At 68.8% G+C, this 15,497-nt stretch carries 14 protein-coding genes; 7 read left to right on the forward strand and 7 right to left on the reverse strand.

Translation table 11 applies throughout. The annotated features are described in order from the left end of the window. Positions 1 to 49 precede the first annotated feature (49 nt). The gene (locus tag AVW11_RS09460; RefSeq protein WP_030839326.1) at positions 50 to 1,516 is read left to right on the forward strand and encodes a CCA tRNA nucleotidyltransferase; all 1,467 of its coding nucleotides are present in this window, start codon (positions 50 to 52) and stop codon (positions 1,514 to 1,516) included. A gap of 69 nt (positions 1,517 to 1,585) precedes the next feature. Here the strand turns inward: AVW11_RS09460 and AVW11_RS09465 are convergent, their stop codons facing one another. The 3 genes from AVW11_RS09465 to AVW11_RS09475 all read right to left on the reverse strand — a co-directional run bounded on the left by AVW11_RS09465 (position 1,586) and on the right by AVW11_RS09475 (position 4,694). Continuing rightward, positions 1,586 to 2,854: an MFS transporter gene (locus tag AVW11_RS09465; RefSeq protein WP_076043757.1), complete on the reverse strand. Its 1,269-nt coding sequence runs from the start codon at positions 2,852 to 2,854 to the stop codon at positions 1,586 to 1,588. Between the two features lie 105 nt (positions 2,855 to 2,959). After that, positions 2,960 to 4,042 carry an inositol-3-phosphate synthase gene (locus AVW11_RS09470; protein WP_060177160.1) on the reverse strand — a complete coding sequence of 361 codons (1,083 nt, stop codon included), beginning with the start codon at positions 4,040 to 4,042 and terminating at the stop codon, positions 2,960 to 2,962. A gap of 49 nt (positions 4,043 to 4,091) precedes the next feature. Beyond that, a complete protein-coding gene (locus AVW11_RS09475) occupies positions 4,092 to 4,694 on the reverse strand; it encodes a PadR family transcriptional regulator (protein WP_030839336.1) in 603 nt (200 codons plus the stop codon). A 275-nt stretch (positions 4,695 to 4,969) separates the two neighbouring features. On the opposite strand from AVW11_RS09475, the gene AVW11_RS09480 reads away from it, so the two are divergent. Further along, positions 4,970 to 7,549 carry a transglycosylase domain-containing protein gene (locus AVW11_RS09480; RefSeq protein WP_079070416.1) on the forward strand — a complete coding sequence of 860 codons (2,580 nt, stop codon included), beginning with the start codon at positions 4,970 to 4,972 and terminating at the stop codon, positions 7,547 to 7,549. Between the two features lie 95 nt (positions 7,550 to 7,644). Further along, on the forward strand, positions 7,645 to 9,105 hold the full coding sequence (locus AVW11_RS09485; RefSeq protein ID WP_030839342.1) for a glycosyltransferase family 87 protein: 1,461 nt from the start codon (positions 7,645 to 7,647) through the stop codon (positions 9,103 to 9,105). A 10-nt stretch (positions 9,106 to 9,115) separates the two neighbouring features. Here AVW11_RS09485 and AVW11_RS09490 read toward each other — a convergent pair whose 3' ends face one another. From AVW11_RS09490 to AVW11_RS09500, 3 genes are all read right to left on the reverse strand, one after another. Then, complete coding sequence (locus AVW11_RS09490; protein WP_030839345.1) at positions 9,116 to 10,147, reverse strand: alanine racemase; 1,032 nt, start codon at positions 10,145 to 10,147, stop codon at positions 9,116 to 9,118. Positions 10,148 to 10,225: 78 nt separating this feature from the next. Further along, on the reverse strand, positions 10,226 to 11,344 hold the full coding sequence (locus AVW11_RS09495) for a lipid II:glycine glycyltransferase FemX (RefSeq protein ID WP_030839348.1): 1,119 nt from the start codon (positions 11,342 to 11,344) through the stop codon (positions 10,226 to 10,228). Positions 11,345 to 11,485: 141 nt separating this feature from the next. Further along, positions 11,486 to 11,788: a hypothetical protein gene (locus tag AVW11_RS09500; protein WP_030839351.1), complete on the reverse strand. Its 303-nt coding sequence runs from the start codon at positions 11,786 to 11,788 to the stop codon at positions 11,486 to 11,488. Positions 11,789 to 12,038: 250 nt separating this feature from the next. Here AVW11_RS09500 and rpsF point away from each other — a divergent pair, with 250 nt between their 5' ends. The 4 genes from rpsF (at position 12,039) to rplI (ending at position 13,736) form a co-directional block, all read left to right on the forward strand. Continuing rightward, positions 12,039 to 12,329: a 30S ribosomal protein S6 gene (gene rpsF / locus AVW11_RS09505; RefSeq protein WP_004950685.1), complete on the forward strand. Its 291-nt coding sequence runs from the start codon at positions 12,039 to 12,041 to the stop codon at positions 12,327 to 12,329. 72 nt (positions 12,330 to 12,401) lie between these two features. Continuing rightward, complete coding sequence (locus AVW11_RS09510; protein WP_060177162.1) at positions 12,402 to 12,992, forward strand: single-stranded DNA-binding protein; 591 nt, start codon at positions 12,402 to 12,404, stop codon at positions 12,990 to 12,992. Between the two features lie 42 nt (positions 12,993 to 13,034). Continuing rightward, the gene (gene rpsR / locus AVW11_RS09515; RefSeq protein WP_005315025.1) at positions 13,035 to 13,271 is read left to right on the forward strand and encodes a 30S ribosomal protein S18; all 237 of its coding nucleotides are present in this window, start codon (positions 13,035 to 13,037) and stop codon (positions 13,269 to 13,271) included. An 18-nt stretch (positions 13,272 to 13,289) separates the two neighbouring features. Next, positions 13,290 to 13,736 carry a 50S ribosomal protein L9 gene (gene rplI / locus AVW11_RS09520; RefSeq protein ID WP_030839357.1) on the forward strand — a complete coding sequence of 149 codons (447 nt, stop codon included), beginning with the start codon at positions 13,290 to 13,292 and terminating at the stop codon, positions 13,734 to 13,736. Between the two features lie 143 nt (positions 13,737 to 13,879). On the opposite strand, the gene AVW11_RS09525 is transcribed toward rplI, so the two are convergent. Beyond that, positions 13,880 to 15,217, reverse strand: coding sequence for an MATE family efflux transporter (locus AVW11_RS09525; RefSeq protein WP_060177163.1), 1,338 nt, complete (start codon positions 15,215 to 15,217; stop codon positions 13,880 to 13,882). Between the last annotated feature and the right edge of the window lie 280 nt (positions 15,218 to 15,497).

Here is a 15,497-nt window from a genome sequence, read left to right on the forward strand (position 1 = left end):
CGATAAACGGGGCGGTCTCCGGTGGGCCGGGCACGTACCCTTTTCAGTTGTGCCGAACGCCAATGAAGACAACCCCAGTGCCCTGAGTCAGGTGCAGCGCCGCGCGGTCAGTGAACTGCTGCAGGTCGCTCCCGTCGCCGACGAGCTCGGCCGCCGGTTCCAGGAGGCGGGCTTCCGCCTCGCCCTGGTCGGCGGGTCCGTACGCGACGCGCTGCTCGGGCGTCTCGGCAACGATCTCGACTTCACCACCGACGCCCGCCCCGAGGACGTTCTGAAGATCGTCCGGCCGTGGGCCGACTCGGTCTGGGACGTGGGCATCGCCTTCGGCACGGTCGGGGCCCAGAAGAACGCGCGCGTCGCTGATGCCGTGCGGACCTTCCAGATCGAGGTGACGACGTACCGCTCGGAGGCCTACGACCGCACGTCGCGCAAGCCGGAGGTCTCCTACGGCGACTCGATCGACGAGGACCTCGTGCGCCGTGACTTCACGGTCAACGCGATGGCCCTGGCCCTGCCCGAGCAGGAGTTCATCGACCCGCACGGCGGCCTGGAGGACCTGGCCGCCGGCCTGCTGCGCACCCCCGGAACCCCTGAGGACTCCTTCTCCGACGACCCCCTGCGCATGCTGCGGGCGGCTCGGTTCTCCGCGCAGCTGGACTTCGAGGTCGCCCCGGAGGTCGTGGCGGCGATGAAGGCCATGTCGGACCGCATCGAGATCGTGTCCGCGGAGCGGGTGCAGGGCGAGCTGAACAAGCTGATCCTGTCCGCCAACCCGCGCCGGGGTCTGGGACTGCTGGTGGACACCGGGCTGGCCGACCGGGTCCTGCCGGAGCTGCCCGCGCTGCGGCTGGAGAGTGACGAGCACCACCGGCACAAGGATGTCTACGACCACTCGCTGATCGTGCTGGAGCAGGCGATCGCGCTGGAGGAGGACGGCCCGGACCTCGTGCTGCGGCTCGCTGCCCTGCTGCACGACATCGGCAAGCCCCGCACGCGCCGCTTCGAGAGTGACGGCCGGGTCTCCTTCCACCACCACGAAGTGGTGGGCGCGAAGATGACCAAGAAGCGGCTGACCGCGCTGAAGTACTCCAACGACATGGTCAAGGACGTGTCCCGGCTGGTCGAGCTGCACCTGCGCTTCCACGGCTACGGTGACGGCGAATGGACCGACTCCGCGGTGCGGCGCTACGTACGGGACGCCGGGCCGCTGCTGGAGCGGCTGCACAAGCTGACGCGGTCCGACTGCACCACGCGCAACAAGCGCAAGGCCAACGCGCTCTCCCGCACCTACGACGGGCTGGAGCAGCGCATCGCACAGCTCCAGGAGCAGGAGGAGCTGGATGCCATCCGGCCCGACCTGGACGGCAACGAGATCATGCGCGTCCTGGACGTCGGCCCCGGGCCGGTGATCGGCAAGGCCTATGCCTTCCTGCTGGAGATGCGGCTGGAGAACGGCCCCATGGGGCATGACGCCGCGGTTGCCGCGCTCAAGGAGTGGTGGGCGTCCCAGAACTGATCCGCCGGTGCGGTGCCGATGTTTCACGTGAAACATCGGCACCCGGGCGGACCGGCCTCGGGCGATGTTTCACGTGAAACATCGGCGGCGCCGGCCGAGCAGAACCGCGGTCAGGCCGTAGAGCAGGGACACGCAGAGGAGCAGGACCACGGACTGCCCGTCGGCGGCGAGCATGAGCGCGGCCACGGCCGCCGCTGCGACGAACGCGACGTTGAAGAGCACGTCGTAGACGGAGAACACCCGGCCGCGGTAGTCGTCGTCCACGCGGGACTGCACTTCGGTGTCGGTGGAGATCTTGGCGCCCTGGGTGGCGAGGCCGAGGACGAACGCGGCGACCAGCATCGGACCCGGGGCGAAGAACAGGCCGAGGGCCGGTACCAGGACGGCAGAGCCGGCGGCGCAGGCGGTGATCCAGCCGAGGGTCCCCAGCCGCCCCACCATCCACGGGGTGACGACGGCGGCCGCGAAGAATCCTGCCCCGGAAGCGCCGACCGCGATGCCCAGGAGGGCGAGTCCCTCGGCCTCGCTGTCCGACCAGGCATAGCGGCAGAGCATCAGCAGCATGACGAACAGGGCTCCGTAGCAGAACCTCATCACGGTCATCGCGGTGAGCGCCCGGGCCGCCTGACGCCGGGCGGCGAGGTGCCGGAGGCCTTCGGCCATGCCCCGCACGGTGAGGGCGATGCCTTGGGCCACCGAGGGGTGGGCCTGCCCTGCGGAGTGGTCGGGGCCGAGCAGCCCGATGGCCAGTCGTAGGGAGACGAGGGCCGCACACAGGTAGAGACCGGCCCCGAGCAGCACGACGAGGGCGTTGGAGCCGGACGCGAGCAGCCGGACGAGGAGGGCCAGCCCTCCGCCTGCCACGGCAGCGAGCGTCCCGGCAGTGGGGGAGAGTGCGTTCGCGGTGACCAGCTGATCGGCTCCGACGACGCGGGGCAGCGAGGCGGCCAGGCCGGCCAGGACGAAGCGGTTGACCGCGGTCACGGACAGCGCCGAGGCGTAGAACAGCCAGTCGGGTACGTGCGCGACGATCAGCACCGCGGTGATGCAGGCGAGGAAGGCCCGTAGCAGGTTGCCGTAGAGGAAGACCTGGCGGCGGCGCCAGCGGTCGAGCAGCACTCCGGCGAACGGGCCGATCACCGAGTAGGGCAGCAGCAGTACCGCCATGGCCGAGGCGATGGCAGCCGGCGAGGTCTGCTTCTCGGGGGAGAAGACGACGTAGGTGGCGAGCGCGACCTGGTACACGCCGTCCGCCGCCTGGGAGAGCAGCCGTACGGCGAGCAGGTTGCGGAAGTCTCTCAGGCGCAGGAGTACGCGCAGATCACGTACGACAGGCATGAGGGAAAGGGTCACATACGCGGAGGGTCCCCGGGCACATTGCCCGGGGACCCTCCGCGGAAGAACAGCCGAAGTCCAGGTGTCGACAGGACTCGCGGGCTTCGACTAGCGCTCGACCTCGCCCTTGATGAACTTCTCGACGTTGGCCAGGGCCTCGTCGTCGAAGTACTGGACCGGCGGGGACTTCATGAAGTAGCTGGACGCCGACAGGATCGGGCCGCCGATACCGCGGTCCTTGGCGATCTTCGCGGCGCGCAGGGCGTCGATGATGACACCGGCGGAGTTCGGGGAGTCCCACACCTCGAGCTTGTACTCGAGGTTCAGCGGGACGTCGCCGAAGGCACGGCCCTCGAGGCGGACGTAGGCCCACTTGCGGTCGTCGAGCCACGCGACGTAGTCGGACGGGCCGATGTGGACGTTCTTGTCGCCCAGGTCGCGGTCCGGGATCTGCGAGGTGACGGCCTGCGTCTTGGAGATCTTCTTCGACTCGAGGCGGTCGCGCTCGAGCATGTTCTTGAAGTCCATGTTGCCGCCGACGTTGAGCTGCATGGTGCGCTCGAGACGGACACCGCGGTCTTCGAACAGCTTCGCCATCACGCGGTGCGTGATGGTGGCGCCGACCTGCGACTTGATGTCGTCGCCGACGATCGGGACACCGGCCTCGGTGAACTTGTCCGCCCACTCCTTGGTGCCGGCGATGAAGACCGGGAGGGCGTTGACGAAGGCGACCTTGGCGTCGATGGCGCACTGCGCGTAGAACTTCGCCGCGTCCTCGGAACCGACCGGCAGGTAGCAGATCAGGACGTCGACCTCGCGGTCCTTGAGGACCTGGACGATGTCGACCGGGGCCTCGGAGGACTCCTCGATCGTCTGGCGGTAGTACTTGCCCAGACCGTCGTAGGTGTGGCCGCGCTGAACGGTCACACCGGCGTTCGGGACGTCGCAGATCTTGATGGTGTTGTTCTCGCTGGCGCCGATGGCGTCCGAAAGGTCGAGGCCGACCTTCTTCGCGTCGACGTCGAACGCGGCGACGAACTCGATGTCACGCACGTGGTAGTCGCCGAACTGGACGTGCATCAGCCCGGGGACCTTGGACGCCGGGTCGGCGTCCTTGTAGTACTCGACGCCCTGCACCAGCGAGGCGGCGCAGTTGCCCACGCCGACGATGGCTACGCGAACCGAACCCATTCCGGTTGCTCCCTGTTTGTTCTCGGACGAGGCCTGCAAGCTGCAGTCCTCATTTTTCGGTTTCGTCGGACGGACCGGATCGTCTGCGATCCCGTCCCGCCCGCTCACTCTCGATGAGCTCGTTCAACCAGCGCACTTCGCGCTCCACGGACTCCATGCCGTGCCGCTGCAGCTCAAGCGTGTAGTCGTCGAGGCGCTCCCGCGTTCGAGCGAGGGATGCGCGCATCTTCTCCAGGCGCTCCTCCAGCCGGCTGCGGCGGCCCTCCAGTACCCGCATGCGCACGTCTCGTTCGGTCTGGCCGAAGAAGGCGAAGCGGGCGGCGAAGGACTCGTCCTCCCAGGTCTCGGGGCCTGTGTGGGAGAGGAGCTCCTCGAAGCGCTCCTTACCCGCGGCCGTCAACCGGTAGACGATCTTGGCGCGGCGCCCTGCGAGTGAAGCGGCGAGAGCGTCTTCCGGGGCGTTGCCCGGTTCTTCGATCAACCAGCCGTTGGCGACGAGCGTCTTGAGGCAGGGGTAGAGCGTCCCGTAGCTGAAGGCCCTGAACACTCCCAGCGAGGTGTTGAGCCGCTTGCGCAGCTCATAGCCGTGCATGGGGGATTCGCGGAGCAGTCCGAGGACGGCGAACTCGAGGATGCCGGAGCGTCTGCTCATCCGCCTGCCTCTCCTCCACCCCTGAGTCTTTATGTCGAGCTGATGTATCGGCTCGATACATCCAGACGATAGAACGGGCCGCCTCCATCGACAAGGGGAGACATGGTGACCGGCATCACATCACCGATTCGCACCAGGCAGGTTGCCTGATTTGGGGTGAACTTCGGCACTGGTCGGGTTTTGAGCGTGCGTAGTCTGTGCGCCATGACACCGGGGGGAACCGGAATTCATCTGCCGCTTCCAGGCCACTCGCCTGCCCGAGGAGTAGTCGTTCGATGAGCGAGCACCGCCGCAAACCGCCGCAGCCCCAGGGCGGGGGGCGGGCCTCCGCCCGCCGCGCCGCCCAGCAGCGCCCCGGTAGGGGTGCCGGACGTGACGTTTCCACCGCGTCGCACAGCGGCCCGTACGCACAACAGCCCGCCCAGGGCAGCCGCGCCGATGCCCGCCGGGCCGCGCAAAGAGGGGCCTCGGGCCGCGGTAGAGGCGCCGGCAGCGCGCGCGGCGCCGGCCGCCCGGACAAGCGGCTGATCAACTACCCGCGGTCCGACCGGGACGGCTGGAAGCGCTTCGTGCCCTCCTGGAAGCTGGTCTCCGGCACCGCACTGGGCTTCTTCTCGGTCATCATCGCCGGTACCGGAATCGGCATCGCGATGGTGGACACGCCGGACCCGAACAAGGCGGCCGAGGCGCAGAACAACGTCTTCTACTGGGCCGACGGCAGCCAGATGGTGGCGACGGGCGGTTCGATGAACCGGCAGATCGTCCCCATCTCGAGCATCCCCCAGGCGATGAGGGACGCCGTGATCGCGGCGGAGAACGAGTCCTTCGAGACCGACAAGGGCGTGGACCCGATGGGCATCGCCCGCGCCGTGTGGAACATGGGCACGGGCGGGTCCACCCAGGGCGGCTCGACCATCACCCAGCAGTACGTGAAGAACACGTACCTGGACTCCGACCAGACGCTCAAGAGGAAGGTCACCGAGCTCTTCATCGCGATAAGGCTGGGTGTCAAGGAGGAGAAGGACACGGTCCTCGCGGGATACCTCAACACCGCCTACTACGGGCGGGACGCCTACGGCATCCAGGCCGCGGCCCGCGCCTACTTCGGCAAGGACAGCCAGGACCTGAACCCATCCGAGTGCGCCTTCCTCGCGGCCGTGCTCAAGGGCCCCAACCTCTACAACCCGGACGGCGGCATCGGCGCCGCCGCCACTCCCGAGCTCAACTCGGACCGTGCCAAGAAGCGCTGGGCCTGGGTGCTGGACCGCGAGGTCGAGGTCGGCCGCATGGACCCGGCGGAGCGCGCGAAGCACACGCAGTTCCCCGCGCTCGTCGAGTCGGAGCAGGCCCGCGGGATGACCGGCCAGATCGGCTACATGGTCGACACGGCCAAGGCGTACGTGATGAAGACCAAGGGCATCACCGCCGAGCAGATGGCCCGGGGCGGCTACCGGATCAAAACCACCTTCGAGAAGCCGAAGGTGGAAGCCATGGTGAAGGCGGTCGAGGACATCCGTGCCGGGCTGATCGACGAGAAGAAGCGCCCGGACACCGACACCTTCGTACAGTTCGGCGCCGCCTCCGTGGACGTGAAGACCGGCGCGCTGGTGGCCCTCTACGGCGGCCCGGGCTGGGACAAGAAGTACTTCAGCAACAACGCCAACACCAGCGGCGTCCCGGTCGGCTCGACCTGGAAGCCGTACGTGCTGGCCGCGGCCATGGAGTACGGCACACAGAACTCCAACGGCAAGGGCATCTCGGTCGACAGCAAGTACCAGGCGAACGACCTCACGGTGATCAACAACCGTGAGGGCAAGCCGCTGCGCGACTCCTCGGGCAACCCGTTCAGGCAGAAGAACGAGAGCCCCACCCCCTTCGGGTACGTGACCCTCAACGAGGCGATGGAGAAGTCCATCAACGTCCCGTTCGCCCAGCTCGTCTTCGACGTCGGCCACGACAAGGTCAAGAACGTCGCGAAGTCCACGGGCATCCTCGAGGAGTCGATCAACCCCAACAACGACGCCTCCTTCGCCCTGGGCACCTCCACCCCCAGCGCCATCCGCATGGCCGACTCGTACGCGACCTTCGCCGCCTCCGGCATGCACCGCGAGCCGTACTCCGTGACCGCGGTCGACAAGGACGGCGAGAAGCTGTCCGGCTTCGAGCCGCCCAAGGACCAGCGGGCCATGGACAACGCGGTCGCGGACAACGTCACCAAGGTGCTGGAGAACGTCATCGAGAACGGCACCGGCAAGAAGGCCAAGAAGCTGGGCCGGCCCGCAGCGGGCAAGACCGGTACCACGGACGAGAACAAGTCGGCGTGGTTCGTCGGCTACACCCCGGAACTGTCCACCTCCGTGGTCCTCTTCCGCACCGACCCCAACTCGGCGGAGAAGAAGCTGATCTCCATGAAGGGCGTGGGCGACATCCCCTCCCTGCACGGTGGTGACATCCCTGCCGAGATCTGGACCGAGTACATGGCCGAGGCCCTCAAGGGCACCCCGGTCAAGCAGTTCCCGGAGGCCGAGGACATCGGCGTCACGGCCGACTCCGCCGGCGCCCCCTCCCCCACCCCCGCGGCACCCGTCACGCCGTCCCAGTCCCCGTCGTCGCTCCCGCCGAGCTCGCCGCCGCCGTCTCCGTCCCCGTCCACGGGCGGTGGCCGGCCGTGCAAGCCGTGGGAGCTGTACTGCGACCCGGACACCACGCGCGGCGGCACCAACGAGGGCACGGACACCGGCACCAGCTCAGGGGTCATCGGCGGGCCCAGCGGCTCCCCGTCCCCGTCGCCCAGCGGCAGACCCGGACGTCCGGGCGGCCTCACCGGATCGACCACCGGCACCGCGGTGGACTGATCCGCTCCACCGTCCCCCGAAGGCCCGGAAGGCCGTCGCACACGCTGTGCGGCGGCCTTCCCCCGTTCCCGGTCCCGTACGGCAGGATGACCCCCATGACCCAGGTGCACCAGGACCGCCCCGTACTGCCCACGCAGCAGGACGAGGTCGCCGCAGCCGGCAGTGAGCTCATCGGCGGCCCGATCGGCCGCTACGCCCGCCTCGGCGGCCACTGGCTGGGACCGGTGCGCGTCGTGGCCCTCATCGCCATCGGCATGTTCGCGCTCGGCATGGTGCAGAAGCTGCCCTGCTACGAGTGGGCCTGGTTCCGCGGTGCGTCCTCGCAGTACACCCACGCCTGCTACTCCGACATCCCGCACCTGTACGCGGTCCGGGGCTTCGCCGACAACCTGACGCCCTACTTCGACCGGCTCCCCGGCGACATGGAGTACCTGGAGTACCCGGTGCTCACCGGGCTCTTCATGGAGATCGCCTCCTGGCTCACCCCCGGCAGCGGCTCGATGCAGCACCGCGAGCAGATGTACTGGATGGTCAACGCGGGCATGCTGATGGCCTGCGCCGCGGTCATCGCCGTGTGCGTCGCGCGCACCCACCGCCGCCGGCCCTGGGACGCCCTGCTCTTCGCGCTCGCACCCGCCTTCGCCCTGACGGCGACGATCAACTGGGACCTGCTGGCCATCGCCCTGACCGCGGCCGGCATGCTCATGTGGTCCCGTGGGCGGACGGTCCTCTTCGGCGTCCTCATCGGCCTGGCCACCGCCGCGAAGCTGTACCCCGTCCTGCTGCTCGGGGTCCTGTTCGTGCTCTGCTGGCGGGCCGGCAAGTGGCGCGACTTCGGCCTGGCCGCCTGCGGCGCGGCCGGAGCCTGGCTCGTGGTCAACCTTCCCGTCATGTACTTCGCCTGGGACGGCTGGAAGAAGTTCTACACCTTCAGCCAGGAGCGGCCCATCGACTTCGGCTCCGTCTGGCTGCTGATCTCCCAGCGCTCCGGCAACCCCCTGCACGACGCCAACACGTACGCGACCGGGCTGACGCTCCTGCTGTGCGGGGCCATCGCACTCCTCACCCTGACCGCCCCCCGCCGCCCGCGCTTCGCCCAGCTGGCCTTCCTGGTCGTCGCCGCCTTCATCCTCTGCAACAAGGTCTACTCGCCGCAGTACGTGCTGTGGCTCATCCCGCTCGCCGCGCTGGCCCGGCCGCGCTGGCGCGACTTCCTGGTCTGGCAGGCCGGAGAGGTCGCCTACTTCCTCGGGATCTGGTTCTACCTCGCCTACATCAACAGCGGGGACAAGCACCAGGGCCTGCCCGTGGAGGGCTACCAGCTCGCGATCGCGGCCCACCTGCTCGCCACGCTGTACCTGTGCGCCGTCGTCGTCCGCGACATCCTGTACCCGGAGCACGACGTCGTACGGCGGGACGGCTCGGACGACCCCTCCGGGGGCATCCTGGACGGCGCCGAGGACGTGTTCGTGATGTCGGACGCAGCGAGGGCGCCGCGGTACGCGACGCCCTCGGAGGGACAGCGGGTCGACTGGGGCGCCGGCCCCAAGGACTGACCGGGACGGCTCAGGAGTCGAGCATCCGGTCGAACTGCGTGGTGGTGTGGCGCAGGTGCGCCACCAGCTCGTCGCCGACCTTCGGCTCCGTCGCGTCGGCGGGCACGAACAGGATCGACACCTGCATGTGGGGCGGCTCGGCGAACCAGCGCTGCTTGCCCGCCCACACGAACGGCGAAAGGTTCCGGTTGACCGTGGCCAGGCCCGCCCGGGCGACACCCTTGGCACGCGGCATCACACCGTGCAGCGCCTTCGGGGCCTCCAGGCCCACACCGTGCGAGGTACCGCCGGCGACCACGACCAGCCAGCCGTCCGACGCGGCCTTCTGCTGGCGGTAGCCGAACCGGTCGCCCTTGGCCACACGCGTGACGTCGAGTACCGAGCCGCGGTAGGCGGTGGCCTCGTGGTCGCCCAGCCACAGCCGGGTGCCGATGCGGGCCCGGAAGCGGGTCTGCGGGAACTGCTGCTGGAGTCGTGCCAGCTCCTCGGCCCGCAGGTGGCTGACGAACATGGTGTGCAGCGGCAGCCGGGCCGCACGCAGCCGGTCCATCCAGCCGATGACCTCCTCCACGGCGTCCGAGCCGTCCGGGCGGTCCAGCGGCAGGTGCAGGGCGAAGCCCTCCAGCCGCACGTCCTCGATGGCGCCGTGCAGCTGGCCGAGGTCCTGCTCGGAGATGCCGTGGCGGCGCATCGAACTCATGCACTCGATGACCACGCGGGCACCGACCAGGCTGCGGACCCCCTCCAGCGAGGACACCGAGCGGATGACCCGGTCCGGCAGCGGCACCGGCTCCTCGCCCCGGCGGAACGGGGTCAGGACGAGCAGGTCGCCGCCGAACCAGTCCTTGATGCTGGCGGCCTCGTACGTCGTGCCGACCGCGAGCACGTCGGCGCCCATCCGGGTCGCCTCCTCGCACAGCCGCTCGTGCCCGAAGCCGTAGCCGTTGCCCTTGCAGACCGGGACCATCCCGGGGAACTGGTCCTGGACCTGCTTCTGGTGCGCACGCCAGCGCGCGGTGTCGACGTAGAGCGTGAGCGCCATGCCCGTCCGGAACCTCTCCTGTGAAGCTGCCTGGTGCAGCGGGACTGTGCGGGGAAAGCGGGTGGATCTGGGGGTGGGTCAGCGACGCGACATGTAGATGTCGAGTGCCTTGTGCAGCACCTTGTTCAGCGGGAAGTCCCACTCGCCGACGTACTCGACGGCTTCGCCGCCGGTACCGACCTTGAACTGGATCAAACCGAACAGGTGGTCGTTCTCGTCCAGCGTGTCAGAGATTCCGCGCAGGTCGTAGACGCTCGCACCGAGTGCGTACGCGTCGCGCAGCATGCGCCACTGCATCGCGTTCGAGGGACGGACCTCACGCTTGTGGTTGGCGGAAGCGCCGTACGAGTACCAGACGTGCTGGCCGACGGTGAGCATCGTGGCGGCGGCCAGCGGCTCTCCCTCGTGCGTGGCGATGTACAGGCGCATCCGGTTGGGGTCCTCGGAGTTGAGGGCCGTCCACTGGCGCTGGAAGTAGCTGAGGGGGCGCGGGCGGAACTTGTCGCGCTCGGCCGTGATCTCGTAGAGGTGCTGCCAGGTCGGCAGGTCGTCGTAGCCGCCCTGGACGACCTCGACGCCGGCCTTCTCCGCCTTCTTGATGTTGCGGCGCCACAGCTGGTTGAAGCCCTTGAGGACGTCGTCCAGCGAGCGGTTGGCGAGCGGTACCTGGAAGACGTAGCGCGGCTGTACGTCGCCGAAGCCGGCGCCGCCGTCCTCGGCCTGCTGCCAGCCCATGCGGCGCAGCTTGTCGGACACCTCGAAGGCGCGCGGCTCGATGACCGAGGCCTCCACGTCGCGCAGGCGCTTGACGTCGGGGTCCTGGATCCCGGCCTTGATGGCGGCCGAGTTCCAGCGGCGGATGACGACGGGCGGGCCCATCTTCACGGTGAAGGCACCCTGCTGCTTGAGGTGGGCCAGCATCGGCTGGAGCCACTCCTCCAGGTTCGGGGCGTACCAGTTGATGACCGGGCCCTCGGGGAGGTAGGCGAGGTAGCGCTTCACCTTGGGCAGCTGGCGGTAGAGCACGAGTGCCGCTCCGACGAGTTCCTCGGACTCGTTGAACCAACCGAGGTTCTCGGAACGCCACTCGTTCTTCACGTCGGCCCACGCCGGGACCTGGCAGTGGCTCGCCGAGGGCAGGCTCTGGAGGTAACCCAGATGCTGCTCTCGGCTGATGGTCCTCAGGGACAGGCTCATGCGGGGCGTCTCCTCGGCGGCTTCGCTGGCTATGGCGCGAAGCCTACTGCGACAGGGGCGCCACCCTTCTGGGGGACGGGCCGTGGGCCCGGGCCGGTGTTCGGCCGGCGCCCTGCCGAGGAGGTGCCGCGGGCGGCCCGGTCAGCCCCCGAAGAGGCCGCCGTGGAACATGCCGAGGTAGAAGCCGATGGCAGACGCGCCAAGGCCGATGATCAGCGCGAAGCGCTCGCGTGTCGTGACGGAGACGAACTGTCCGTACGCGCCGGTCAGGATGCCGATCAGCCCGGCCCACGAGCTGATCAGATGCAGGTTGTGGAAGAAGGCCGTGACGAACGCCACGGCGCCGAGGGTCAGGGTGACCGCCATCAGGGCGTCCTGCAGCGGGTGGGGCTTTCCGTCGGTGGAGAGCAGGGAGATCTGAGGGGACCGCATTGCCTGTGCCATCGGAAGGCACCTCCTGGCTGAAGCTGGCAGTGCTGCGGGCTGCCTCCGGCAGGGGGCCGAGGGCATAGCACCGAGCACACCCGATGGATACAGATTGTGGCCCTCTCCTGCCGGATTTCAACCGGAAGGACGCGAGCAGGTAGTCTGTACAGCTGCGCGGTGTCTGCTCTGCGGACGCCGTGCTCACGCATCACGACCCTCCTGCCACGGAACGACCGTGGCCGCTGAGTCCAAAGGAGGTGGGTTCCACATGCGTCACTACGAAGTGATGGTCATCCTCGACCCCGATCTCGAGGAGCGCGCTGTCTCCCCGCTGATCGAGAACTTCCTCTCCGTCGTCCGTGAGGGCAACGGAAAGGTCGAGAAGGTCGACACCTGGGGCCGTCGTCGTCTCGCTTACGAGATCAAGAAGAAGCCCGAGGGCATCTACTCGGTCATCGACCTCCAGGCCGAGCCTGCGGTCGTCAAGGAGCTTGACCGACAGATGAACCTGAACGAGTCGGTTCTCCGGACCAAGGTCCTTCGCCCCGAGACCCACTGAACTTCGGTTCAGCGGTAATCGGGATCGAGTAGCACAGCAGCCCAGCAGCAATCCCCGCCGAGAGGTTCATCCATGGCAGGCGAGACCGTCATCACGGTCGTCGGCAATCTCGTCGACGACCCCGAGCTGCGCTTCACCCCCTCGGGTGCGGCGGTCGCGAAGTTCCGTGTCGCGTCCACCCCCCGCACCTTCGACCGTCAGACCAATGAGTGGAAGGACGGCGAGAGCCTGTTCCTGACCTGCTCGGTGTGGCGGCAGGCGGCGGAGAACGTCGCCGAGTCCCTCCAGCGAGGCATGCGCGTCATCGTGCAGGGCCGGCTGAGGCAGCGGTCGTACGAGGACCGTGAGGGTGTCAAGCGCACGGTCTACGAGCTGGACGTCGAGGAAGTCGGCCCCAGCCTGAAGAACGCCACGGCCAAGGTCGCCAAGACCACCGGCCGCGGTGGCCAGGGTGGATACGGCGGCGGCGGTCAGCAGCAGGGCGGCGGCGGTGGCTGGGGCGGAGCCCCCAGCGGCGGCCAGCAGGGCGGCGGAGCTCCCTCCGACGACCCGTGGGCGTCCAGCGCGCCGGCCGGTGGCCAGCAGCAGGGCGGCGGCGGGGGCGGTTGGGGCGGAAGCTCCGGCGGCTCCGGCGGTGGCTACTCGGACGAGCCGCCCTTCTAGGGCAGCTCCATCCAAACTTCTTGATCACACAGGAGAGACACAATGGCGAAGCCGCCTGTGCGCAAGCCTAAGAAGAAGGTCTGCGCGTTCTGCAAGGACAAGACCGCTTACGTGGACTACAAGGACACGAACATGCTGCGGAAGTTCATTTCCGACCGCGGCAAGATCCGTGCCCGCCGCGTCACCGGCAACTGCACGCAGCACCAGCGTGACGTCGCCACGGCCGTGAAGAACAGCCGTGAGATGGCGCTGCTGCCCTACACGTCCACCGCGCGATAAGGAAAGGGTGACCGACTAATGAAGATCATCCTGACCCACGAGGTTTCTGGCCTCGGTGCCGCCGGCGATGTCGTCGACGTCAAGGACGGTTACGCTCGCAACTACCTGGTCCCGCGTGGTTTCGCGATCCGCTGGACCAAGGGTGGCGAGAAGGACGTGGCGCAGATCCGCCGCGCCCGCAAGATCCACGAGATCGCGACCATCGAGCAGGCCAACGAGGTCAAGGCCAAGCTCGAGGGTGTGAAGGTCCGTCTGGCCACCCGCGCGGGTGACGCCGGTCGTCTCTTCGGCTCCGTGACCCCGGCCGACATCGCCACGGCGATCGAGGCTTCCGGTGGCCCGAAGGTCGACAAGCGCCGCGTTGAGCTCGGCTCCCCGATCAAGACCCTCGGTTCGTACCAGGTCTCCGTGCGTCTGCACACCGACGTGGCCGCGAACGTGGGCATCGAGGTCGTCGCCGCCTAAGGCTGCACGCGAAGGGCCGCACCCCGCCGGGGTGCGGCCCTTCGTCGTTCCCTGGCTTCTCCGGGAAGCGCCGCATGTCGGCGGCCGGGCTGTGTTTCACGTGAAACACGGCGACGGCTCGGCGATGTTTCACGTGAAACGGCTTATCTGGTGGCGCCCGCGATCGCCCATCGGCCGGAGCGGGCGCGCAGCTGCAGAGTGAGCATCCGGACCAGCATCATCAGGGTCATGGCCCACCAGAGCATCGTCAGGCCGCCGCCCAGGGCCGGGACGAGCAGCGCGACCGGGGTGAACGAGGCAAGCGTGACCAGCATGGCCCGGGCGAGGTAAGGGCCGTCGCCCGCACCCATCAGGACGCCGTCCAGCACGAAGACGATGCCGGACACGGGCTGGGCGAGCGCGACGACCAGGAGAGCGGGCAGTAGTGCCTTCTCCACGGCCGGGTCGCTGGTGAACAGCGGAGTGAACACAGGTCGGGCCAGGACCACCAGGAGGCCGAGCACGATGCCCGTGGCAATGCCCCACTGCACCATCCGGCGGCAGACGGCCTTCGCGCCGTCCGTGTCACCCGAGCCCAGGTAGCGGCCGATGATCGCCTGGCCGGCGATCGCGATGGCGTCCAGGGCGAAGGCGAGCAGGCTCCACAGGGAGAGCAGGATCTGGTGGGCCGCGATGTCTGCGTCGCCGAGCCGGGCGGCCACGGCGGTCGCGATCAGCAGGATGGCACGCAGGGACAGGGTGCGGACCAGCAGCGGGGCCCCGGCCTGGGCGCAGGCGCGGATGCCGGCGGTGTCGGGACGCAGCGAGGCGCCGTGGCGTCGGGCCCCGCGGACGACCACGAAGAGATAGGCGGCGGCCATGGCGCACTGGGCGAGGACGGTGCCCCAGGCGGAGCCGGCGATGCCGAGGCCCGCGCCGTAGACGAGCGCGACGTTCAGTCCCGCGTTGAGGGCGAAGCCGCCGATGGCCACGTAGAGCGGCGTACGGGTGTCCTGGAGGCCGCGGATGACCCCTGTGGCGGCCAGGACCACGAGCATCGCCGGGATGCCGAGGGCGGAGATGCGCAGGTAGGTGATCGCGTGGGGGGCGGCGCTGTCCGATGCGCCGAAGAGGGCGACCAGCGAGGGTGCGGCGGGCAGCACCACGGCGACGACGGCGACGCCGAGCAGAAGGCCCAGCCAGATGCCGTCCATGCCCTGCCGGATGGCTGCCGGCAGGTCTCCGGCGCCCACACGGCGTGAGACGGCCGCGGTGGTGGCGTAGGCGAGGAAGACGAAGACGCTCACGGCGGTGGTGAGCAAGGCGGCGGCGATGCCGAGGCCGGCCAGCTGGGGAGTGCCGAGGTGTCCCACGATGGCGCTGTCGGCCATCACGAAGAGAGGCTCGGCCACGAGGGCGCCGAAGGCGGGGACAGCGAGTGCGAAGATCTCCCGGTCGTGCCGTCTCGGCCCTGCCGGGGGCGCTGCGAGGGCCTGTGTCATGCGCCCAATCTAATCTTCCACAGGTAACGGACGCAACCTCGTATCAATCCTTACCTGTGTGCTGACTTGGGCGTTCGTCCCGCCCCGTTGGAGGCGTTCTCGAGACCTGGGCGAAGAATTTTCTCGCCCACTGCCGGTGGATGAGGAAATCCCAGGTCAGATGGGGTGGTGGGGTGGCCCGGGTGATTTTGTCCACAGCGCCGTCCCCCGGTCCGTGCACAGCTTCCGGGGAGTTACCCACAGCATTCGCGCCGTCGTCCACATCTCATCCACAGAGCCT

Source organism: Streptomyces amritsarensis (assembly GCF_001953875.1).
Classification (GTDB): Bacteria; Actinomycetota; Actinomycetes; order Streptomycetales; family Streptomycetaceae; genus Streptomyces; species Streptomyces amritsarensis.